This is a genomic window from Methyloterricola oryzae (assembly GCF_000934725.1).
In the GTDB taxonomy this organism is placed as follows: Bacteria; Pseudomonadota; Gammaproteobacteria; order Methylococcales; family Methylococcaceae; genus Methyloterricola; species Methyloterricola oryzae.
In genome coordinates, this window is the sequence record NZ_JYNS01000001.1 from 657,343 (window position 1) to 678,036 (window position 20,694).

Here is a 20,694-nt window from a genome sequence, read left to right on the forward strand (position 1 = left end):
CGTCGGGGGGGCAAATAGCTCAGTCTGGGAAACACTGTTGCCCGCAATGCGCAACAGGTGGCAATCACATCAAGAGCTTGGCGGCGGATTGATCCACAGCGGACGCCGACGAATCCAGGAAACGGCGGCCAGTATGCCGTGCCACAGCAGCACGCCCACGCAGAAAACCAGGGTTAATGCGCTGATCCCTTCAGCCACGCGCTGCGCCGTGGGGCGCTCAAATGCAATCGGGCGGTAGCGTGCGAACGCCAGAAGCTCGGCGCGCTCGGTCTCCCGGAAATGATCGCCCGGCTCGCAGCCATTGGCCTCCGGGAACACATAGCAGGCGGGATTTTTCAGATTCAGCCTCCCGCCCTGCACGCGGTCGATCGGGCCCTCGGTCAACTGCTTTACGGGCAGGTTCTCCAGCCTGTAACCGAAGACCGGGTTGTAGCAGGGGAACCCGGAGACGCCGCTCACCAGCGGATCGTTGGGGAAATGACGTTTTCCCGGCAAGCCGTCGTCATCGACCGCCCGAATCTCCGGGACGACCCTAGACTGGTGCAAATCCAGCCATCCCGTGGTAATAGGGGCAGGATCATAGGATTCGTGCTCGTAAAAGCGTCGGTCGGCAAAGCCATTACCCAAGAGGGTGAGCGCCATGCCCGCCGCCGCCAAGGGAGCCCGGGTCCTGGCGGGCAGCTTCTGCAACAGCACCACGGTGGCCATGGCACAGACCGGAACATAAACGAAATACCAGCGGAACAGATTGCTGCTGGCACCCAGCAGGGGCAGCCGCTTCAGGAAGGCATTCCAGTCCGGTGAATACACATTCACTGCGAGCGGAATCGCCAACAGCGCCAGCATGGCCGATACGCCCATCCATAGCCTGGCAGAGCGGCCGATAGGGTGCACCAGCCAGTGCCAGGCTGCACCGAGCAAAGCAAGCAACGGCACCACGCCGACGCCGAACTCGAACTCGTGGCGGTCCAGCCTCCATTGCACCTGACGCAGGTCCGGCGCTATCAGCTCGGCAATCCCGGCCGGCGCAAAGAACAGGGTTTGCACCAGCAACCACAGGGCATGCGCCACGGAATCGACCCCCGGCAAGCTGTAGTCGGTACGGGGAAAGTGCTGCATGAAGGACAGCGCCGCCACGATCTTGAAGGCACCCAGGCCAGCGCTCACACCCGCGGCGATGGCCCCGCGCGTGGCGATGGCGCGCCAGGAAAGCGGACGACGCAACTGACGAATCAGGATCAGGCAGCCGATGGCCAGCACGGAAGGGATGATCAGGTGCAGCATCCCGGCGTAAAGCCAATAGGCGCCGCAGAGGCCCGCGAGCAAGCCCGGCACCAGGCAACGGGTTTCCTTCCCGTCGCCGGCACCTTGTCCGCCCAGCAAGGCCAGTGCGACCCAGGGCACCAACATCACCCCGTGGAACGTGATGTGGCCGATCAGCATCCGGTGCACGAAAAATCCGTTGTACATGAACAGCGCCGCTCCCAGCAAGGAAACCGCCATGCCGGCGTCGAATCCACGGCGGGCGAGGAAATAAAAGCCCCAGAAACCGGCGGCGGCGAATACCAGGAAAGTCAGATAGAGTGCCGCGAGGGGATCAACCCAGGCGGTCAGGAACTGAGGCAGGGAGTAATAGAAGGACTGCGGGTCCGGCAACAGCGGCTGACCGCCGCAGAAGGCGGGCGTGAACCAGGGCAGGCTCCAGAACCCGTTGGTCTGCCGCCAATATTCCCCCGCCAACAGGATCGGCATGTAGTAGGAGTAATCATGGCCGAGTCCTCCGCCACGGTTGGGAAAGAAAGCTCCGAAGACGCCATGAAACGCGACAAGCAGAAAGGCAAACACCGCCAGCGGGACCAAAGCCTGCCCTCGGCTCAGCCGCGTAGCCCGCCCATACATCCCTTGAAACCCCGCCATGCCGCCTCCTTAAAGTGTTCGCTTGGGCGATGACCATCCAAGCCGGTTCAGGGATTCGTCGGCTTCTCCATCCCCAGCACGTAATAGCGAAGAATACCCATCCGGCTAGCCCACTCAGCCATGAGCGTCTCGACGGCGGCCGACCACCCCGGCCAGCGAACCTGCTGCGCCAGATCGCGCAACACCGGATAGGTCGGCAGGGTGTTGTCGGTGATGTCCTCGACCGTATCAAGCACGAAACCCGAATCGAGGGCCAGCTTGCGGTAATCGGCCAGGGTATGCCCCAGATCGCAGCGGCCATAGAAACCGGCGTGGGCGGGCCACAAGGCTACCACGCGAATCAGCGGACGCATCGCCGGCCGTGGCAGAAAGTCCGAGAGCGCCAGGCGTCCTCCCGGCTTCAGGACACGAAAGGCTTCCTGAAAAAACCGCGCGCGGCTGCCGAAGTGGAAGATGCACTCCACCGCCACCACGGCATCCAGGCTGCCATCGGCGAATGGCAAGTTGCAGGCATCGCCCTGCACCCAAGCCGGAGCCCGCGCCGAAGCGCAGAGCATGGACTGCGCGCGTACCAGTTGGCGGCCATCGATATTGAGCCCTGTCACCTCCGCTCCCTCGCAGCGTTCTGCAATACCAAGGGATGTGCCACCGAAGCCGCAGCCCGCGTCCAGCATGGACATGCCGGGAGCGACCTTGGCGGCGTCCGCCACGCGCCGGGACAAGGCCTCGGCCGCCGCCGCAAAACCTGGCAAGGTTCGGTCCGCCAGCGCTGGCTCAGGCCAGTAGCCCCAGTGCACATGGCGGCCGAAGCACTGCGTCACGGCCTCGTCACCCTCATCCAGCAGCGTCAGCAGGGTATCGAAATACGGCAGGCGGAGCGGCATCATGCCCATCAGTCTTCCGACGGCCTGAAATCCTTCATCAGGGCATGCTGGACCTGTTCCGGCACCTGGGCGTAATGATGGAATTCCATGTCATAGGTACCCTCGCCCGCCGTGAGCGACTTCAGCCGCGAGGGGTAGTTCTGCATCTCGCCCAGGGGCACCTGGCCGGACAGGCGGACACGCCCCCCGGCCAAGGTGCGGGTGCCGTTCACATGGCCACGCCGAGCAAGAAGGTCGCCGCTGAGATCGCCCGCGGCGGAACTGGGCGCGGTGACCCGGATCTCCACCACCGGCTCCAGCACGATGGGTCTGGCCTGGGCGATGGCGTCCAGCAAGGCCTTCTTGCCGGCGGCGACGAAGGCCACCTCCTTGGAATCGACGGAATGGTGCTTGCCGTCGTACACGGTGACTCGGATGTCCTCGATGGGAAAGCCCGCGATGGCCCCGCTGGCGACCACCTGGCGCACGCCTTTTTCCACCGCGGGAAGGAACTGGGAGGGTATGGCCCCGCCCACCACCGCGTCCACGAACTCGAAACCGGCCCCCCGCTCCAGGGGTTCCACGCGCAGATACACCTCGCCGAACTGCCCGGCGCCGCCGGTCTGCTTCTTGTGCCGGTGGTGGCCTTCCGCCGCCTGGGTGATGGTTTCCCGGTAGGGTACGCTGGGCGGCCGCGTTTCCACCTCCACGTGGTAACGCTCTTTCATGCCGTCCAGGGCCACCCGCAGGTGCAAATCCCCCTGGCCGCGGATGACGGTCTCGCCGGCGGTGCTCTCCACCTGCAGGCTGGGGTCCTCGGCCACCAGCTTGTGCAGGGCGTCGGAGAGTTTCTGCTCGTCGCCGCGGCGCACCGGCGCGATGGCGACGCCCGCCATGGGCCTGGGGAAATCCACGGAGCGCAGGTGGTAATGGTCTTCCTCGTGGGAATCGTGGATCACCGCGTCATGATGCAACTCGTCCACCTTCGCGATCGCGCAGATGTCGCCGGGAATGGCGTGGGTCAAGGGCTGATGCTCCTTGCCCTGCACCTGGAACAGATGGGCCAGCTTGAAGGGTTTGCGCCCATCGCCGACGAAATACTGGCCGTTGACCGACAGGCTGCCCTGGTGCATGCGGCAGAAGCCCACCCGCCCCAGGAAGGGGTCGATCTTCAGCCTGAATACATGCCCCACCGCATGCAGGCTCGGATCCGGCGCGACCCGCACCGGTTCGGCACCGGGCCCTTCGCCCTTGAGGAACTGCGGCGGGTTGCCCTCGCCCGGGTGAGGCATCAGCCGCTCAAGAATATCCAGCAGTTCGGTTACCCCCGCGCCCGTGCGGGCCGAGACGAAGCAAACGGGAATCAGATGGCCCTCGCGCAGCGCCTTTTCGAAAGGGTCGTGCAACTGCTCCGGCTGCAATTCCTCCCCCTGCTCCAGATACAAGGCCATGAGCGTCTCATCCACCTCCACGACCTGGTCGATGATCTCCCCATGGGCCTTGGCCACCGAGGAGAAATCGGTTTCCTCCCCGCCCGGCGCGAAGAAACAATCCACGACCCGCGCCCCGCCGCCCGCCGGCAGGTTGATGGGCAGGCACTCCTTGCCGAACACCTCGCGGATTTCCTCCAGCAGCGCCGCCAGGTCGATCTCGCCGGCATCGATCTTGTTCACCACCAGCAGCCGGCACAGGCGCTGGCGCGCCGCCGCCTCCATGCCCCGATGGGCGACGACCTCCAGACCCGACTGGGCGTTGATCACTATGGCCGCCGTCTCCACCGCTGGCAGCGCGGCCAGGGCGCGTCCCAAAAGGTCCGGCGAGCCGGGTGTATCCAGCAGGTTGACCCGCGCGCCGCCGTGTTCGAAATGATAGAGAGCGGCCTCCAACGTATGTCCCAGTTGCTTCTCCAAAGGATCATTGTCGCTGGCGGCGGAGACGCCCGCGCGGCCGAGCAGCGCCTGTGTGAGCGTGGTTTTGCCGCTGCCGGCCTGGCCGATCAGGGCGATGTTGCGGAGGCTTTCCGTGGTGTGGTCTGTCATGGCGGGATCTGATATTCAGGTCCAAGGGAGCGCCGCGTGAGGGCGGCCGTTGTCGGCGATAACTATCACGCAACTGCGGGGGGATTGTCCACATTGGCCGCAGGCTTTAAGCCGCGCTAAACTGTCGACCGTGGAAAGGTCAGGACCACGCCGCATGCAACGCGGAAGGTCCAGGCCAGCAGCAGGCTTGGCAGCGAAACCAACGTGGAGCCTCTCGTGAGCACTAACAAAGTCAGAAAACTAGAGAAGGCGCCGCCCCCCCTGGCGGCAGCGACCGGCGAAGATATCGAGGCAGCATCCGCTGCGCCCGCCGAACCCATTCCGCCTAATCCGGAAGCCGCCGAGGAAATCGAGGCCATCAGCCACGAGCCCACGGCCCATCTGATCGCCACCGCCCCCCATGGTAGCGACGAGGACAGCGAAGTCGCCCCGCTGCCGGCGGGTTATCCCTACCCGGGGCGCATGCGGCGCCGGGAATACGAGCGCCACAAAAAAGACCTGCAGATCGAGCTGCTCAAGGTGCAAAGCTGGGTGAAAGCCACCGGGCAACGGGTCATCGTGCTGTTCGAGGGCCGGGACGCCGCGGGCAAGGGCGGCACCATCAAGCGTTTCATGGAGCACCTGAACCCCCGCGGCGCGCGCGTCGTGGCCCTGGAAAAACCCACCGAGGTGGAACGGGGTCAATGGTATTTCCAACGCTACATCTCCCACTTTCCCACCGCCGGGGAAATGGTGTTCTTCGACCGCTCCTGGTACAACCGGGCCGGCGTGGAACGCGTAATGGGATTCTGCAAGCCCTTGGAGTACCTTGAATTCCTGCGCCAGACGCCACAGTTTGAACGCATGCTAGTGAACAGCGGGATCCTGCTGTTCAAATACTGGTTCTCCGTCAGCCGCGAGGAGCAGCTGCGGCGCTTCGTCTCACGGCGCGACGACCCGCTCAAGCACTGGAAGCTCAGCCCCATCGACATCAAGTCCCTGGACCGCTGGGACGAGTACACCGAGGCCAAGCAGGTGATGTTCTTCAATACCGACACCGCCGACGCGCCCTGGACGGTCATCAAGTCCGACGACAAGAAGCGCGCGCGCATCAACTGCATGCGCCATTTCCTCTATGAGCTGCCCTATCCGGACAAGAATCCCAAGGTGGCGAGCCCGCCCGACCCGCTGCTGGTCGGCGCGGCGCGCACGGTCCTGAAAGAGGAAGAACAACACTTCACCACCCCGTAAACTAGGCTACGGCGGGGCCTTCGAGGCCGGCCCCGCCCAACCCGGCTGGAAGCCAAGAGACCCGCATGCATTCCGATCATCCCCGTAAACTGCTCAACACCCTCACCACCTTCCTCACCCGCCCGCTGGACGACGTCATGGCGCAGCACCGGGACGGCGATCCGCGCGCCAACGCTTTCGGTCTTTTCCTGCACACTCTCAAGGATGTGCCCGCCTACCCCCGCTTCCTCAGCGATCAAGGATTCGCCGTGGAATCGGTGAAGTTGCCGGCTGATTTCGCGCGTCTGCCGCTGATGAACAAGGCCAATTACATGCAGGTCTATTCGCTGCCCGAGCGCTGCTCCCGCGGTGACCTGAGTCGCTGCAACCGCCTCGCGGTATCTTCAGGCTCCACCGGCACACCCACCTTCTGGCCCCGTTCGGTGGTGCACGAGCTGGAGGTGGCGCAGCGCTTCGAGCAGGTGTTCCGCCACAGTTTCAGCGGCCACAAGCGGCGCACCCTGGCGGTGGTGTGTTTTCCGCTGGGCAATTGGGTGGGCGGCATGTATACCGCCTCCAGCTGCTGGCATCTGGCAACCAAGGGCTACCCTCTCCTGGTCGCCACGCCGGGCAACAAGACCGACGAGATCCTGCGGGTGGTGCGCGAACTCGCCCCGGAATTCGATCAGACCGTGCTGCTGGGCTATCCGCCTTACGTGAAAGATGTCATCGACAGCGGCCTCAGCCAGGGAGTGGACTGGTCTGCCTACCGCATCAAGCTGGTATTTGCCGGCGAGGTGTTCAGCGAGGAATGGCGCGCCCTCATAGGCGAACGCATCGGCTCCACCGATCCCTGCTACGACTCCGTCTCGCTTTACGGCACCGCCGACGGCGGCGTGCTCGGCCACGAGACGCCGCTGAGCATCGCCATCCGCCGCTTCCTGGCCCAACACCCGGAGGCGGCACGCGAACTGTTCGGCGAATCCCGCCTGCCTACGCTGGTGCAATACGACCCCATGAGCCGTTACCTCGAAGTCATCGACGGCACCCTGGCGGTCACCTGCGACAATGGCGTGCCCCTGGTGCGCTATCACATCGCCGACCGGGGCGGCATCGCAAGTTACGAAGCCATGCTGGCCTTCCTCCGCGAACACGGCTGCGACGCCCTGGAGGAATATGGCCTTCGGCCCGGCGACAACGGCTACCCCCTGCCCTTTGCCTGGGTGTTCGGTCGGGCGGATTTCACCGTCTCCTTCTATGGCGCGAACATCTACCCCGAGAATGTGGTGGTGGGGCTGGAGCAGCCGGAGATCTGCCGCTCGGTCAGCGGCAAGTTCGTGATGCAGACCCACAGCGACGCCGACGGCTCGGCCTTGCTGCACATCGTGGTGGAACTGCTGCCGGGCCAGGAGCCGGGCCAGGTAAACGGCGACGCCATCGCCGACTCGATCCGGCGCGAGGTTCTGCGCCTCAACAGCGAATTCGCCAACTATGTCCCGGCTGCGCGGCAAACGCCCCAGGTGGAACTGCGCGCCTTCGCCGACCCCGAGTATTTCCCGGCCGGCATCAAGCACCGCTATACCCGCCGCTGAGGGCGAGACACTGGCGCAACCAATTGGCGCGGCCTTTGTCTCACAAGCGTCCTTGCCATCCGGAGCCAGACTCATGCGCCGCCTCGCCTCGCTTTTGCTTCCCGCTCTGCTCGCCCTCTCCGGCTGCGCGGGCAATGCCCCCATCGCCACCGTGAAGTCTGTCGATCTGGACCGCTTCATGGGTGACTGGTACGTCATCGGCTACACCCCGACCTTCCTCGACGGCGACGCCCACAACGCCGTCGAATCCTACGCCCGCAACCCGGACGGCAGCATCGCGACCACCTACCGCTTCCGCCAGGGCGCCTTCGACGGCCCCCTCAAGGTCTATCACCCTACCGGTTTTGTCGAGGAGGGTAGCGGCGATGCGGTGTGGGGCATGCGCTTTTTGTGGCCGTTCAAGGCCGAGTATCGCGTGGTCTACCTGGCCGATGACTATTCCGTCACCATCATCGGCCGCTCGGCCCGGGATTATGTCTGGATCATGGCCCGCAGCCCGCAGCTACCCGAGGCCACCTACCAGAGCCTGGTGAAACGGGCCACGGACCTGGGCTACAGCGAAGATCAGATCCAGACGATGCCGCAGCGCTGGCCCGAGGCGACACGGTGAGGCCACTCCGGGCACCCTGCGATGACCGCACTGACATCGGCCCGGTGAAGCGGCAGGGTTAAGGCAGGGCTGGAAGGGTGGCGCTGACCCGCGAGGCGCGGAGCAACCGCGACTGTCAGGTGTTGAGGGCATCCATCAGATCGATCATGAACTCCATGTCCTCATCCTCCACCGCTTCCCAGCGCGGAAATGCGAGTTCCGCCAAAACGCCAGCGCCTTTCTCGCAGGTGTGCATCTCCGTCAACGCCTTCGCCATGCGCTCTCGGTGCGCGGCCAAGCGCGGCCCTATCATCAGGGCGTGGTGGACGACATGTATCTGGCTTTTCACCAGAACCCGAAGCCGGCTGCGGGTGACGGACGTCATGTCCTGAAAGGCCTCCAGCAAGAAAATCCCGGCATCTGCGGTCCCTTTGATCAATTCCTTGGCGACCAGCACATACGACTCGCAGTGTTTCAGGCTGACGGACCCGGCGTCCAAATCGGCGGGCTCCAGCATGATCATACCCATCAGATGCACATCCGGATCGCCGGTGGTAGCGATGCGAGTTCCCGGCGGCAAGTCCTCCACGCTCTGGAAGGGACTGGATTCGCTCACCGCGATCAGTGCCTCGTCCGCTTTGCCTTCCGGCTTGACCAACGGCTTGAAGCCCTTGTCACGCACCAGCATGGCGGCATCATATGGGTTCGCGTAAATGAGGTCGATCTCGTCCGACGCAACAGCGCGGTGCAAGCTGTCGAAATCGTCATAAAGCTGCAGGTGCAGATGCATGTCCATGGCTTTCTGCAGCCAGGTGTTGAAAATGAACCAGCCGGAGAGGTGATCCGGCGTGAAGTCTGGACTGACGGTGAAAATTGAGGTCATGGCCGGGCTCCCGGGCGTTGCAGCCGTGTTGTCAGAATAGGGTGGGATAAAGGGCGATGCATTCCTCCACCTTGCGGCGCGAGGGCTTGCGGCGCACAGAGGTAAAGCCCACCAACTTGCCTTGGCGGACATTGGGCACCACCGTTGCTTTGACCCAGTAATAGCCGCCGTCCTTACGCAGGTTTTTCACAAAACCCTGCCATTTCTCCCCGCGCTGCACGGTGCTCCACAGGTCCTTGTAAGCGGCCGGCGGCATGTCCGGGTGGCGCAGGATACAGTGGGGCATGCCGATCAGCTCCTCCCGGGTGTAACCGGACATCTCCACAAAGGACTGATTGCACTGGGTGATGATGCCGTCGGGATCGGTGCAGGAAACAATAAGACGACCCTCCGGATAGGGCGTTTCAATATCCGTCACCAGCACCTTGCGGCTGGTCCCGTCGTGGTACGTCAAGGTCTGTTCGCGATATTCGCCGACGATATCGGCGGGGTTCATGTCCTTCATGAGGACCTCCTCTCTGCAAGCATGGTCGGCAACGGCCTAGATGAAGGTGGCAATGTTCTCGGCGGCCCTCTTCACGTCGAGAAAGATCAACCCCAGCTTGGCGTTGGGCTTGGCCATCACGGTCAATACCGCCTCCTTGCCTGCATAGGTCATCAGCACGTATCCCTTGTCGCCCTTGATCAGCACCTGCTCCAGCGTTCCGCGCGCCAGCTCCTGCGAGGTCCGATCGCCCAGGGAGAGCATGGCGGCGCTCATGGCGCCGACACGGTCCTCGTCCATGGACTGGGGCAGCACCGCGGCCATGACGAGACCGTCGGTGGATATGATCCCGGACGCTTCGATGTCGGCAGAGGTGCCATTGAGTTCGTTCAAGATTGAAGTGAGCATGTCAGCGCGCATGGCAAGATTCCTATTCAGATGATTATCAGAGGAATGAACAACTTGACTCTTCCTTGAAACAGCCCGAAAACACTCTCCGGCGTCTTTGGGCTTGCGCCGCCCAGGAATTCGCCCTGTCGCGGCTACTGCGGCAGCAAGGCCGCGCCGGTGCGCTCCCGGCACCGGAAGGTCCGACCCTGAAGGCCGCGTCGCATCTAATGATGGCTTTGCGAAACTGGCAGGGCCGAATTGAATCGCTGGTTCAGTATCCATACCAGCCTGACGTATTCGGGCTGGTTCAGGCGTGGCGCGCCTTGGATGACGAGGACAAAGCGCAAGCCCCCCACGTAGATGGGCCAAAAACCCAGGCGCGAAGTCCCGGCGGCATCCGCAACAGACCAAGCGCTGGAGGCCAGTCCCATGTTGTTCAGCAGCAGACCGGAGCGTCGCTCGTTCATGCTGGCAAGTTCTGCGCTCAGGCCCGACAGTTCCTCGGCAACCTCGTGAGGGAAGCCTGCGGAGGCAAGATGGAAACCCTGACTATCGGCCAGAAGTCCCCTGCCCTGGCTGGACAGCGCTGCCAGCAGGGGCGGCACGCTCTCCTCAACCGCCTGACTCGGACAGCGCAATGGCGCTTCGAAGCCTTGCACCCAGCGAGCCTGCTGAGCGTGGTGCAGGAGCGACATCGCCTGATCCGGGTCCTCTAAAGTCGACCAGCGCTGCAACCCGTCCAAGGTCAACATCGGCGTCACGGGCTCTGCCAGCAGTGCGCGTAGCAGTTCCTGCGCAGGCTGCCGGGCGGCGCTGGAAAATGCGTAATAGGTACCCGCCGGCGTGGGATAGACGTACAAGCCGTCGCTCAGGATGAATTGCCCCACCTCAATCCTCCAGTCCCGGGTCAATCACGTAAAGCAGGGTTTGAACCAGCAGGGAAACATCCCGTTTGCGGCGGGCATCCACCTCGAACACTGGCGCCTTCAGTCCGATCTGCTGCAGATGATCATGGTAATTTTCAAGATAAGGCCTTGGGCTCAGATCCATCTGGGTAACACCCACGACCAGGCTGGTGTCACGGATGAAGTCACGGAACTTGCCGGTAAAGAACTTGAGGTCATCGAACGGGTCGGCGCGGGTGTTGTCCAGCAGCAGCACCAGGCCGATGCCCCCGGTGGTGAGGATGTCCCACATGAAGTCGAAGCGCTCCTGACCCGGGGTTCCGTAAAGATGGATCTTTTCGCCGCCCGCCAGGTTCATGATCCCGTAGTCCATGGCGACCGTGGTGGATGCCTTGCGCTCCTTGGTCATATCGCTAGCCGCCTGATCCGTGCTCACCGGGGGAATATCGCTGAGCGAGGCGATCGCGGTGGACTTTCCGGCCCCCACCGGGCCGGTAAAGATGATCTTGTTGTACTGGGTCATGGCAGCCGTGTCCCCCTGGTTAAGACAATCTGAGGCGCTTCAGTAATTTGCCAAACAACGAGGCACGCTCTGCCTTCTCCTCAGCCGCCACGGCCGGCGCAGCGGCCACTTCGACGGCAGTCGCCTCGCGGGTTTCGGCAAGGTTCAGAGCCTGGGCCGCGTAGAAGAAGGCAAAGACAAACTGCTGACGAATGTCCAGGGCCGCCGCGACCTCGAACAAGCTGGCCGGACGCTGCCACAGCATGGCGGCGATTCGCATGGCATGGGGTGTCATCAGGATGCGTGTGAAGTTTGGCCAGCGGCGAAGGATAACGGGATGATGGGGGTCTATTCCCGTGGGCAATCTGCCTTTCGAAGTCCAAAGCGCCATCTTCCAAATAAACGCCTCAATCGGCACCGCTTTTCCCTCCTTCAGAATCTCCAATGCCTGAGCATCTCCCAGTTCGGTGACTTGCAGCTCGGCGCCGCTTTCCGGATCAGAGGCGTCGGCGATGACGATACGTTCGAAGGGAATGCCGCAGGCGGAACGGATCTGCGCCTCCTCCGCATTGACCGTGATCAGCCGCTGTTCGGGAAAGACGTAGACTGGCTTCCAGCGCGTTTCCACCCGGGTCGGCTTGCCGTGCTCCAGGGCCTGTCTCACGGCATGCTCGATATGCGTCTGCAGGTAGTGATTCGGATCAATGAACAGTCCTCGCCATTGCCATCTTGCATTGGGGTCCACGTCATCCATATGGCCCAGGTAACTGCCAAAGGACTGCTCGTCCAACATCATGGCGACCCGGTGCGTGGCGGCCTGGCCCGAACGGTCAGCGCCCCTGATGACCTTCATCGCCGGATCGGGACCGGTAAGGCCGGCGCTCTGCTCAACCAGCCGGCGTGCCGCCACGAGTTGGTGAACCTGTTCGATGGCCTCCAGCATTTCCCGGGTTCTGGCCGGCTTCTGCACGAAGATGAGGCCTTCGGCGGCCGCGTAACGCTTCATGGACAGCACGATAAACGCGGAATCAGGATGGTTCTTGCGCTGTTCCGAAAGGCTCGCAACGCCTTGCTGACCGTCCACATCGATCAGAAATGCATCGGCTCCTTGATCGTCCTCGACGATGACCGCTTTGTTGTGGCAAGGCCCCTTCAAAAACAGCCGAAACATGTTGACGGCCCGATCGTCGAAACCCAGGACCCGCAAGTGCAGCGGCTGTGCCTGCTTTGTACTCATGACAGCTGATCTCCCCCTTTAGGTCGGTCTAGACAGTCCCAGTCCACCGGAACCGTTCCCAACGCCTCCCGCAGGTTCTCTCGCATCCTGACAAAACGTTCCTCATCGCGGGTCGCCCGGTACAAGGCCAGCAGCTCCTGCCGCAAGTCTTCGCGCAGTGGCTGTCTGAGCAAGGCGGCTTCGAGCACATCTCGCGCCTGTTCCAATTGGCTGAACTCGATATGTTCACGCGCCTCCACCAAGGCGTCGCGAACGGCGCCTGAGCCTGTCGGACTCAGCGGCGTCACCAACTCCAGCCTTCCCTGCAAACCCTCGGACAATAACGAGAAAGGCGAACAGGGACGCTCGGTCTCCGGCGGCACCCGCCCCGCGATGAGGCTGCGCTCAAGCGTGGAGAAATCTTCTGGCCGCAGCAGATCGCGGGCCCCCGTCAGGAGGCGGCGCCGCAAAGCGTGACCACGCCCTTCCAGAAAGATAAAAAGGTCCAACAGCGCCCCGTACAATTCATCGCCGTCACGCAGGCTGTAGCAATAATGAATGCGCCGCAGATGCCACTCCAGAGCGGCCGGCTGGGCCGCCACCGCCTGAGCAAGAGCATCGAAACTGCCATTGACCGGCCCTTTCAGATGCAGGTTCCAGCGACTCTCACCATCCACCAAGAAAGCCAGCTCGGCGGCAACCGGTGTTGCGTCTGGCAAAGACCCGGCAACGGGCTCTATGAGAGGCTTGCTCGAAGGCAGCAACTGCTTCATTGACTAACGCAATTCCCACAATATTATTGACCCAAAAGCATAGACGAATCTCCCAACAGTCAAGACGCCGTCTTGGAAGTGTGCCGGCGGAAACCGCAAGGCAATCGAGATTTTCCCTGGCGCGCTTTACCTCAAGCGCTTTTTCACTTACCGTGAAGCGCAACCAAACTGCCTGCCTCCCTAAACCCAGGGAACACGGGAGGTTTCAGGCATCCACTGCCCTGGCCGAGGACACATGAGCAACTTACCGAGCAATCTGAAATACGCGAAATCGCACGAATGGGCTCTGGCCGAAAACGACGGCACCGTGCGGGTCGGCATCACCGATTTCGCGCAGCAGCAGTTGGGGGATCTGGTCTACGTGGAACTGCCCGCGGTCGGCGCCCAGGTGAAGGCGGGTTCCGCCTGCGCCGTGGTGGAGTCGGTGAAGGCGGCCTCGGACATCTACAGCCCGGTTTCCGGCGAGATCATCGAGGCCAATGCCGCCCTGAAGGACGCACCGGAAGCAGTGAACCAGGACGCCTACGCCGCCTGGCTGTTCCGGGTACGCCCCGCCGACCTTTCCGAACTGGACGCGCTACTGGACGCGGCCGGCTACCAGGCCGTGGCGGAAGCCGCCGACTGATGGCCTTCACCCCGCATACCGAGAGCGATGTCCGCGAGATGCTGGCGGCCATCGGCGCCGCGTCCCTGAACGAACTGTTCGACGAAATCCCCGAGAACCTGCGCGCCGGGCCGCTGCAACTGGCGGATGGGCTCAGCGAAATGGAAACCGTGCGTCACCTGCGCGGGCGCGCGGCGCAAAACCGGCCGCTGACCTGCTTTGCCGGCGCCGGCGCCTACGAACACTACATCCCCGCGGCAGTGTGGGAGATCGCCCAGCGCGGCGAGTTCTACAGCGCCTACACGCCCTACCAGCCGGAAGCGTCCCAGGGCACCCTGCAGGTGCTGTATGAATTCCAGACCATGATGGCCAGCCTCATGGGCCTGGACGTGTCCAACGCCTCCCTCTACGACGGCGCATCGGCCCTGGCGGAAGCCATACTCATGGCCTTGCGCGCCAACCCCAAGACGCGGCGGGTGCTGATCCCGAAGACCGTCAATCCGATCTACCGGCGCGTCGCGGCCACCCTCATCGGACGCCAGGGCATCGAACTCCAGGAACTGCCCCTGGACCCGGCAACTGGGCGCATGGCCCCTGAAACACTTGACGGCTTCGAGCCCGGCTCCGTGGGCGCGGTTGTGATACCCCAGCCCAATTATTTCGGACTGCTGGAAGATGCGGACGCGCTGACCGATGCCAGCCATCGCCTGGGCGCCCTGGTCATCGGCCTGGTCACCCCCGTTGCCACGGCCTTGCTGCAGCCGCCCGGGACCTGGGGTGAGCAAGGCGCCGACATCGCCTGCGGCGACGGCCAGCCGCTGGGAGCGCCCCTCTCCGGCGGTGGCCCCTATTTCGGTTTCCTCTGCTGCCGCCAGCAATGGGTGCATCACCTGCCAGGGCGCTTGGTGGGCGCCACCACGGACCTGGAGGGCAAGCCGGGCTTTACCCTCACCCTGCAGGCCCGCGAGCAGCACATCCGCCGCGGCAAGGCCACGTCCAACATCTGCACCAACCAGGGCCTGATGGCCACCGCCGCCACCATCCACATGGCGCTGCTGGGGCCGGACGGCCTGCGGCGGGTGGCGCTGCAATGCCATGAGAACACCCGCAAGCTGAGAGACCGGCTCTGCGCCGTGCCCGGCGTGGAAGCCGTGTTCCAGGGGCCATTCTTCCACGAAACCGCGCTGCGCCTGCCTCGGCCTGCGGGCGAAGTGCTGGCGGGTCTTGCGGAGCGGGGCATCCTCGGCGGCTGCGATCTTTCCGGCGATTACCCGGAACTGGGTAACGGCCTGCTGGTGTGCGTCACCGAGATGCGCAGCGACGAGGACATCGAGGCTTACGCGCAGGCCCTGACAGACACGCTTTAGGAAAGGGAACCCATGCTGATATTCGAGATTTCGCGGCCTGGGCGCGGTGGCGCCCAAGTGCCCGCCGCCGCCCCGGAGCCCGATGGCATCCCGGCGCAGTTCCTGCGCAAGCAAGCGCCCCTGCTGCCGGAAGTGTCCGAACTGGACGCGGTGCGCCATTACACCCGTTTGTCACAGCGCAATTTCTCCATCGACACCCATTTCTACCCCTTGGGTTCGTGCACCATGAAGTACAACCCCAAGGCCTGCCACACCCTGGTGCGCGACGCCGCCTTCGCGGCGGCCCACCCGCTGGGGCTGGAAGCCGGTGGCCAGGGCACCCTGGCCTGCCTGCACGATCTGCAGTCCATTTTGGCGGAAGTCACCGGCATGCGGGCCGTCTCGCTGGCGCCCGCCGCGGGCGCGCAAGGCGAATTCGCCGGTGTCTCCATGATCCGCGCCTATCACGACAGCCGCGGCGATTTCGGGCGAGTGGAAATGCTGGTGCCGGATGCGGCCCACGGCACCAATCCGGCCTCGGCGGTGATGGCGGGCTTTCGCGTGCGCGAGATTCCCACCGATGCGGAGGGCGACGTGGACCTGGACGCCCTGCGTGCCGCCCTGGGGCCGGAGACCGCCGGCATCATGCTCACCAATCCCTCCACCCTGGGCGTGTTCGAGCGGCACATCGAGGCCATCGCCGAGCTGGTGCACGGCGCCGGCGGCCTGCTTTACTACGACGGCGCCAACCTCAACGCCATCCTGGGGCGAGTCCGTCCGGGCGACATGGGCTTCGACGTCATCCACCTCAACCTGCACAAGACCTTCTCCACCCCCCACGGCGGCGGCGGACCCGGTTCCGGCCCGGTGGGCGTGGGCGACAAGCTCGAACCTTTCCTGCCCCTGCCTTATGTGCTGCGCGACGGCGGGAGCTACCGCTGGCTGAACGAGGCGGACCGCCCGCAGAGCATCGGCCGGCTCACCGCCTTCGGCGGCAATGTCGGCGTCCAGTTGCGGGCCTATGTCTACGCCCTGATGCTGGGCGGCAACGGCATGCGCCAGGTGGCGGAACTGGCCACCCTCAATGCCAATTACCTGATGGCGCGCCTCGCCGCCGCCGGCTTCACGCCCGCCTTCCCAAAGCGCCGCGCCACCCACGAGTTCATCATCAGCCTGAAACAGGTGGCCAAGGAACTGCACGTCAGCGCCTACGATTTCGCCAAACGCCTGCTCGACCTGGGATTGCACGCGCCCACGGTCTACTTCCCCAAGCTCATCCCCGAATGCATGCTGATCGAACCCACGGAGACGGAGAGCCGGGAGACCCTGGACCGCTTCGCCGAGGCCATGGCCGCCATTCTGGCCGAAGCCCGCACGCAGCCGGAAGTGCTGAAGTCGGCGCCCCATGCCACGCCCGTGCGACGGCTGGACGAAGTAGGCGCGGCGCGACGGCTGAACCTGGTCTACCGTCCGCCACAGGCCTGAGGCCTCGGTCACGCCGGCTCAGGCCCATTTCCCGCGAGTCAAAAAGAAATTACAATTCAATAGACTACAAAAACCATCGAGAAGACCAGATCCGTGCCTCCCCGGGCCCGGCCCAAGGACTTCCTCTCCTCCATCAGGCGGCTTCGCCCCCCAAACCAAGGGAATTTCTCCAATGAGTGCTTTGATCTGCGGTTCCATGGCCTATGACACCATCATGGTTTTTCATGACCGCTTCAAGAACCACATCCTGCCGGAGCAGGTGCATATCCTCAACGTCTCCTTCCTGGTGCCCGACCTTCGCCGCGAATACGGCGGCTGCGCCGGCAACATCGCCTACAACCTGAAGCTGCTGGGGTCCGAACCGCTGCCCATGGCCACCGTGGGCAAGGACTTCCAGCCCTACGCCCAGTGGATGTCCTATTGCGGCATCAACCAGGAATTCATTCGGACCGTGGAGGAGAGCTTCACCGCCCAGGCGTACATCACCACGGACATGGACGACAACCAGATCACCGCCTTCCACCCCGGCGCCATGTCCCACTCGCACCTGAACACCGTGCCCACCGACCGTGGCATCAAGCTGGGCATCGTCGCCCCGGACGGCAAGGACGGCATGGTCGCCCACGCCCAGCAGTTCGCCGCCGCCGGCATTCCCTTCATCTTCGACCCGGGCCAGGGCATGCCCATGTTCAATGGCGAGGAACTGCTGGAATTCGTGGAACTGGCCACCTGGGTCACCCTCAACGACTACGAGTCGCAGCTGATGCAGGAGCGTACCGGGCTTAAGCCGGAAGAACTGGCCAAGAAGGTGAAGGCCTTGGTCATCACCCGAGGCGCCAACGGCTCCCTCATCTACACCGACGGCCAATGCCTGGAAATTCCCGCGGCCAAGCCCAAGGCCGTGCTGGACCCCACCGGCTGCGGCGACGCCTACCGGGCGGGCCTGCTCTTCGGCCTGCTGCAGGACATGGACTGGGCCACCACCGGCCGCATCGCCTCTCTGATGGGCGCGGTGAAGGTGGAAACCGCCGGCACCCAGAACCACTCCTTCACCCTGGCGGCCTTCCGCGAACGCTACCACGAGAACTTCGGCCACAGCTTCTGAGCGCAGTCATGGAAAACACCCGGCGCCTGCTGGCCATCATGGCGCGCCTGCGCGACCCGGAAGACGGCTGCCCCTGGGACCTGCAGCAGGATTTCGCCAGTCTGGTGCCCTACACCCTGGAGGAAGCCTATGAGGTCGCCGACGCCATCGAGCGCGGCGACCTGCACGACCTGAAAAGCGAGCTGGGCGACCTGCTGCTGCAGGTGGTATTCCACTCGCGGCTCGGGGAAGAACAAGGTCTGTTCGACTTCGACGCCGTCGCCGGGGCCATCGCCGACAAGCTGGTGCGCCGTCATCCCCACGTGTTCGCCGGCATGGAGTTCGCCAGCGATGAGGAACGCCTGCACTACTGGGAAAACAGCAAGCGCGACGAGCACAAGGATAAGACTGGCGAACACCCCGAGAGCGTGCTGGACGGCGTCGCCGCCGCCCTGCCCGCCCTGATGCGCGCCCAGAAACTGCAGAAGCGCGCATCGCGCGTCGGTTTCGATTGGCCGGACCCGGAAGGCGTCTTCGCCAAGATCGAGGAGGAACTGGCGGAACTGCGCGCCGCCTGTGCCGGTGGTACACGGGAGCATGTCGAGGAAGAAATCGGCGACCTGCTGTTCGCGGCCGTCAACCTCGCGCGCCACCTGAAAGTGGACGCGGAATCGGCCCTGCAGGCCGGCAACCGCAAGTTCCTGCGCCGCTTCCAGCACGTCGAATCCCGCCTCGCCAGCCAGGGCCGCTCCCTCGCCGACGCCAGCTTGTCGGAAATGGATGCCTTGTGGGACGAGGCCAAGGTTTTGGAAAGCTAGGCAGATTTCATAGGATGTGCTGAACGAAGTGATGCGCACCGATTGAATTGATCGGCGCGCACGAAGCGCGTCCTGGCGTCCGCACATCCTATGTTGTTTTTTTGTAAGGGTGGATAATGGAAATATTGCTGGTTGGCTCAGTTTTCTGCATTACCGCTCTACTCGCGTCGGCATGGCTCATGCCCTTTGCCCGATGGTTTCCGATTAAAGGCATAGATCAGGAATTCCTGGTCGATTACAAGACCATGATCAGGGCGCATATCGATTATGCCTTGATGGCCTTGTTCAACCTTGGATTTTATGGAGTCGGCATCGAGCTTCCGATCATCGCTTGCTGGTGCGTGGCAATTGGTGGCTTTGCCAATCCAACGGTTTTCGTGATTGCGGCCTTTGATCCGGATTTCTGGAACAAGACCCGGTGGAAGGTTTATACGGCAGTGAGCTTCGTCGTCACCACCATAAAGGTACAGGCTTGCACTACCAGCGCAAGACCCTCAGCACTTTCCTAACGATTAAATTAAATAGCCCTGGCTTTTTGTATTTACCCGATTTCAGCCAGGCATGAATTAGTCTATCAAGCATGCTTCGCGGATCAACGATAGGCGCAACGCCTTCGATCTTGAAGTGTTCAACCACCCTTTGCCAGTCTGCATCCCAGATATCGAGTTTCTTGAATTTTCTGGTCCCGTATTCCTTGAAGTACCTCAACACTTCGCGGTCCCACCAGTACACGCCTTCCTTATTGATGTTATTTATATCAATATCCCGCTCCAAGTAGTATCTGGTCCATATATCCTTGACAGGCAACACATTGGATTCCTTCACTTCGTACATATGATGGTATTGGCAATAAATTTCGAACGCACTTCTCTCCGGCTGATTCAGGAGTTCCCAGCATTGATACCACCTGTGTTTGCTGGCCATGCGTTCCCAGTCGGTATACTGGTAATGCAAAACCTTGATCTCTTCTAGGTCTATTTTCATCGAATCTGAGGGTATCGGAATACGAGGGCTATGAATTATCGTACCAACATGATCACTACCATCATCCATGAAGCCCCGCGCATAATAGACTCTTGGCGACCAATATCTTTCCAAATCAGGCTTCAGGTTTATCAATTTCAACCTGATAACGGTTCCCGGCGGAACTCGCGTGATGAACTTCCATTCTTTGCTCTCATGAAAATTTGCAGTGAGAAACTCATCGGCGTCCAGTGCAATCAGTAATCTTGGCCCTTCGATTTTTCTTGCAGCATCGATCAACAGTTTCTGACGCGCAGGCTCATTGAATTCCTTGGAAGGATTTTCCAATAGGGTAACTTTCGGAAATTTTGAGGCGATCTCGCGTGAACCATCATCCGAAAACTGATCGGCTACAATGATGTCGTCAGCCCACAGACTGGCGGCGCCCAGGAATTTCTCCAGTATCCATGACTCATTCCTGACCGGCGTCATGCAAATTATTCTTGGCTTAGGATCAGATGAGTTGATATCAACCATAGTCATTTCAATCAAATTCGAAGTATAATAATTAAGATTAGTATTTTCGCCCATAGGTAAGGTAGGAGCGAAGTTTTAGAAGGATCTATAAAAAGCATAAGTCCCACACGAGTAAATTTACGTAGAAGGCTTTTTATTTTTTAGGCCGTTTCGAGGCACACAAATCGGTTTGGATAGCGGCGGCTAACCCCGCAATATTTAGGTAAGCCGTGATCTGAAATGGCGAGTGGTATCCGTCTCAAGAGGCTTCAGCGTCGAAGAAGACGGCATAGGATGCGCTACACGAAGTAAATCGCATCAACTGGGTCTGTTCACCGCAACCGATTCGCGTCCTGCCGTCCGCACGACCTAATGGCATCATCCAACTCAACCAAGTTGCGACGGAGGAGAGGCCAGAGGCATTTACCGAATTGCGTAAGCCCTGTGAATCGAGAAAAACCCTTGACAGCCCACTTACCGAAACGGTCTTCGTTCGCACGACAAACACGTGCGGGC

The 20,694-nt window shown here is 62.3% G+C and carries 20 protein-coding genes; 9 read left to right on the plus strand and 11 right to left on the minus strand.

The annotated features are described in order from the left end of the window. Positions 1 to 69: 69 nt before the first annotated feature. From EK23_RS02920 to fusA, 3 genes are read right to left on the minus strand one after another with little or no spacing between them, the layout of a single operon-like run. Positions 70 to 1,917 carry a putative glycosyltransferase family protein gene (locus EK23_RS02920; RefSeq protein WP_145998539.1) on the minus strand — a complete coding sequence of 616 codons (1,848 nt, stop codon included), beginning with the start codon at positions 1,915 to 1,917 and terminating at the stop codon, positions 70 to 72. 47 nt (positions 1,918 to 1,964) lie between these two features. Then, entirely contained in the window at positions 1,965 to 2,804 is an 840-nt protein-coding gene (locus EK23_RS02925; protein WP_235281885.1) for a class I SAM-dependent methyltransferase, read from the minus strand. A gap of 5 nt (positions 2,805 to 2,809) precedes the next feature. After that, positions 2,810 to 4,819: an elongation factor G gene (gene fusA / locus EK23_RS02930; protein ID WP_045223716.1), complete on the minus strand. Its 2,010-nt coding sequence runs from the start codon at positions 4,817 to 4,819 to the stop codon at positions 2,810 to 2,812. Between the two features lie 216 nt (positions 4,820 to 5,035). On the opposite strand from fusA, the gene ppk2 reads away from it, so the two are divergent. The 3 genes from ppk2 to EK23_RS02945 all read left to right on the plus strand — a co-directional run bounded on the left by ppk2 (position 5,036) and on the right by EK23_RS02945 (position 8,230). Continuing rightward, positions 5,036 to 6,049, plus strand: coding sequence for a polyphosphate kinase 2 (ppk2, locus tag EK23_RS02935; protein WP_235281886.1), 1,014 nt, complete (start codon positions 5,036 to 5,038; stop codon positions 6,047 to 6,049). Between the two features lie 65 nt (positions 6,050 to 6,114). After that, positions 6,115 to 7,620: a phenylacetate--CoA ligase family protein gene (locus tag EK23_RS02940; RefSeq protein ID WP_045223717.1), complete on the plus strand. Its 1,506-nt coding sequence runs from the start codon at positions 6,115 to 6,117 to the stop codon at positions 7,618 to 7,620. 73 nt (positions 7,621 to 7,693) lie between these two features. After that, on the plus strand, positions 7,694 to 8,230 hold the full coding sequence (locus EK23_RS02945; protein ID WP_045223718.1) for a lipocalin family protein: 537 nt from the start codon (positions 7,694 to 7,696) through the stop codon (positions 8,228 to 8,230). A 115-nt stretch (positions 8,231 to 8,345) separates the two neighbouring features. Here the strand turns inward: EK23_RS02945 and EK23_RS02950 are convergent, their stop codons facing one another. The 7 genes from EK23_RS02950 to EK23_RS02980 form a co-directional block, all read right to left on the minus strand. Further along, positions 8,346 to 9,092 carry a phosphate/phosphite/phosphonate ABC transporter substrate-binding protein gene (locus EK23_RS02950; RefSeq protein ID WP_045223719.1) on the minus strand — a complete coding sequence of 249 codons (747 nt, stop codon included), beginning with the start codon at positions 9,090 to 9,092 and terminating at the stop codon, positions 8,346 to 8,348. Between the two features lie 31 nt (positions 9,093 to 9,123). Continuing rightward, positions 9,124 to 9,597 carry a PAS domain-containing protein gene (locus EK23_RS02955; RefSeq protein WP_045223720.1) on the minus strand — a complete coding sequence of 158 codons (474 nt, stop codon included), beginning with the start codon at positions 9,595 to 9,597 and terminating at the stop codon, positions 9,124 to 9,126. A 36-nt stretch (positions 9,598 to 9,633) separates the two neighbouring features. Beyond that, positions 9,634 to 9,996, minus strand: coding sequence for a roadblock/LC7 domain-containing protein (locus EK23_RS02960; protein ID WP_045223721.1), 363 nt, complete (start codon positions 9,994 to 9,996; stop codon positions 9,634 to 9,636). Between the two features lie 194 nt (positions 9,997 to 10,190). Beyond that, the gene (locus EK23_RS02965) at positions 10,191 to 10,853 is read right to left on the minus strand and encodes a hypothetical protein (protein WP_045223722.1); all 663 of its coding nucleotides are present in this window, start codon (positions 10,851 to 10,853) and stop codon (positions 10,191 to 10,193) included. 1 nt (position 10,854) lies between these two features. Next, a complete protein-coding gene (locus EK23_RS02970; protein WP_045223723.1) occupies positions 10,855 to 11,394 on the minus strand; it encodes a GTP-binding protein in 540 nt (179 codons plus the stop codon). A gap of 19 nt (positions 11,395 to 11,413) precedes the next feature. Further along, a complete protein-coding gene (locus EK23_RS02975) occupies positions 11,414 to 12,610 on the minus strand; it encodes a DNA-binding transcriptional response regulator (protein WP_045223724.1) in 1,197 nt (398 codons plus the stop codon). Beyond that, positions 12,607 to 13,362 carry a type IV pilus assembly protein FimV gene (locus EK23_RS02980; RefSeq protein ID WP_045223725.1) on the minus strand — a complete coding sequence of 252 codons (756 nt, stop codon included), beginning with the start codon at positions 13,360 to 13,362 and terminating at the stop codon, positions 12,607 to 12,609. The genes EK23_RS02975 and EK23_RS02980 overlap by 4 nt, the downstream gene beginning before the upstream one ends. Positions 13,363 to 13,597: 235 nt before the next feature. On the opposite strand from EK23_RS02980, the gene gcvH reads away from it, so the two are divergent. The 6 genes from gcvH to EK23_RS03010 all read left to right on the plus strand — a co-directional run bounded on the left by gcvH (position 13,598) and on the right by EK23_RS03010 (position 19,208). Further along, a complete protein-coding gene (gene gcvH / locus EK23_RS02985; RefSeq protein ID WP_045223726.1) occupies positions 13,598 to 13,987 on the plus strand; it encodes a glycine cleavage system protein GcvH in 390 nt (129 codons plus the stop codon). After that, the gene (gene gcvPA / locus EK23_RS02990; RefSeq protein ID WP_045223727.1) at positions 13,987 to 15,333 is read left to right on the plus strand and encodes an aminomethyl-transferring glycine dehydrogenase subunit GcvPA; all 1,347 of its coding nucleotides are present in this window, start codon (positions 13,987 to 13,989) and stop codon (positions 15,331 to 15,333) included. Before gcvH ends, gcvPA begins: the two co-directional genes overlap by 1 nt. Positions 15,334 to 15,345: 12 nt before the next feature. Next, positions 15,346 to 16,797 (plus strand): aminomethyl-transferring glycine dehydrogenase subunit GcvPB, encoded by a 1,452-nt coding sequence (gene gcvPB, locus EK23_RS02995; protein WP_045223728.1) that lies wholly within the window; start codon positions 15,346 to 15,348, stop codon positions 16,795 to 16,797. 172 nt (positions 16,798 to 16,969) lie between these two features. Continuing rightward, positions 16,970 to 17,902 (plus strand): carbohydrate kinase family protein, encoded by a 933-nt coding sequence (locus EK23_RS03000; protein ID WP_045223729.1) that lies wholly within the window; start codon positions 16,970 to 16,972, stop codon positions 17,900 to 17,902. Between the two features lie 8 nt (positions 17,903 to 17,910). Beyond that, on the plus strand, positions 17,911 to 18,699 hold the full coding sequence (gene mazG / locus EK23_RS03005) for a nucleoside triphosphate pyrophosphohydrolase (protein ID WP_045223730.1): 789 nt from the start codon (positions 17,911 to 17,913) through the stop codon (positions 18,697 to 18,699). A gap of 116 nt (positions 18,700 to 18,815) precedes the next feature. Next, positions 18,816 to 19,208, plus strand: a complete 393-nt coding sequence (locus tag EK23_RS03010) for a hypothetical protein (RefSeq protein ID WP_045223731.1) — start codon at positions 18,816 to 18,818, stop codon at positions 19,206 to 19,208. Here EK23_RS03010 and EK23_RS03015 read toward each other — a convergent pair. Next, a complete protein-coding gene (locus EK23_RS03015) occupies positions 19,177 to 20,199 on the minus strand; it encodes a glycosyltransferase family protein (RefSeq protein ID WP_045223732.1) in 1,023 nt (340 codons plus the stop codon). The genes EK23_RS03010 and EK23_RS03015 overlap by 32 nt on opposite strands. Positions 20,200 to 20,694: the final 495 nt, after the last annotated feature.

Coding starts and splice junctions, on each gene's coding strand:
- EK23_RS02920 (WP_145998539.1), bottom strand. CDS start 1,917: ATGGCGGGGTTTCAAGGGATGTATGGGCGGGCTACGCGGCTGAGCCGA.
- EK23_RS02925 (WP_235281885.1), bottom strand. CDS start 2,804: ATGATGCCGCTCCGCCTGCCGTATTTCGATACCCTGCTGACGCTGCTG.
- fusA (WP_045223716.1), bottom strand. CDS start 4,819: ATGACAGACCACACCACGGAAAGCCTCCGCAACATCGCCCTGATCGGC.
- EK23_RS02940 (WP_045223717.1), top strand. CDS start 6,115: ATGCATTCCGATCATCCCCGTAAACTGCTCAACACCCTCACCACCTTC.
- EK23_RS02945 (WP_045223718.1), top strand. CDS start 7,694: ATGCGCCGCCTCGCCTCGCTTTTGCTTCCCGCTCTGCTCGCCCTCTCC.
- EK23_RS02950 (WP_045223719.1), bottom strand. CDS start 9,092: ATGACCTCAATTTTCACCGTCAGTCCAGACTTCACGCCGGATCACCTC.
- EK23_RS02955 (WP_045223720.1), bottom strand. CDS start 9,597: ATGAAGGACATGAACCCCGCCGATATCGTCGGCGAATATCGCGAACAG.
- EK23_RS02960 (WP_045223721.1), bottom strand. CDS start 9,996: ATGCGCGCTGACATGCTCACTTCAATCTTGAACGAACTCAATGGCACC.
- EK23_RS02970 (WP_045223723.1), bottom strand. CDS start 11,394: ATGACCCAGTACAACAAGATCATCTTTACCGGCCCGGTGGGGGCCGGA.
- EK23_RS02975 (WP_045223724.1), bottom strand. CDS start 12,610: ATGAGTACAAAGCAGGCACAGCCGCTGCACTTGCGGGTCCTGGGTTTC.
- EK23_RS02980 (WP_045223725.1), bottom strand. CDS start 13,362: ATGAAGCAGTTGCTGCCTTCGAGCAAGCCTCTCATAGAGCCCGTTGCC.
- gcvH (WP_045223726.1), top strand. CDS start 13,598: ATGAGCAACTTACCGAGCAATCTGAAATACGCGAAATCGCACGAATGG.
- gcvPA (WP_045223727.1), top strand. CDS start 13,987: ATGGCCTTCACCCCGCATACCGAGAGCGATGTCCGCGAGATGCTGGCG.
- gcvPB (WP_045223728.1), top strand. CDS start 15,346: ATGCTGATATTCGAGATTTCGCGGCCTGGGCGCGGTGGCGCCCAAGTG.
- EK23_RS03000 (WP_045223729.1), top strand. CDS start 16,970: ATGAGTGCTTTGATCTGCGGTTCCATGGCCTATGACACCATCATGGTT.
- mazG (WP_045223730.1), top strand. CDS start 17,911: ATGGAAAACACCCGGCGCCTGCTGGCCATCATGGCGCGCCTGCGCGAC.
- EK23_RS03010 (WP_045223731.1), top strand. CDS start 18,816: ATGGAAATATTGCTGGTTGGCTCAGTTTTCTGCATTACCGCTCTACTC.
- EK23_RS03015 (WP_045223732.1), bottom strand. CDS start 20,199: ATGGTTGATATCAACTCATCTGATCCTAAGCCAAGAATAATTTGCATG.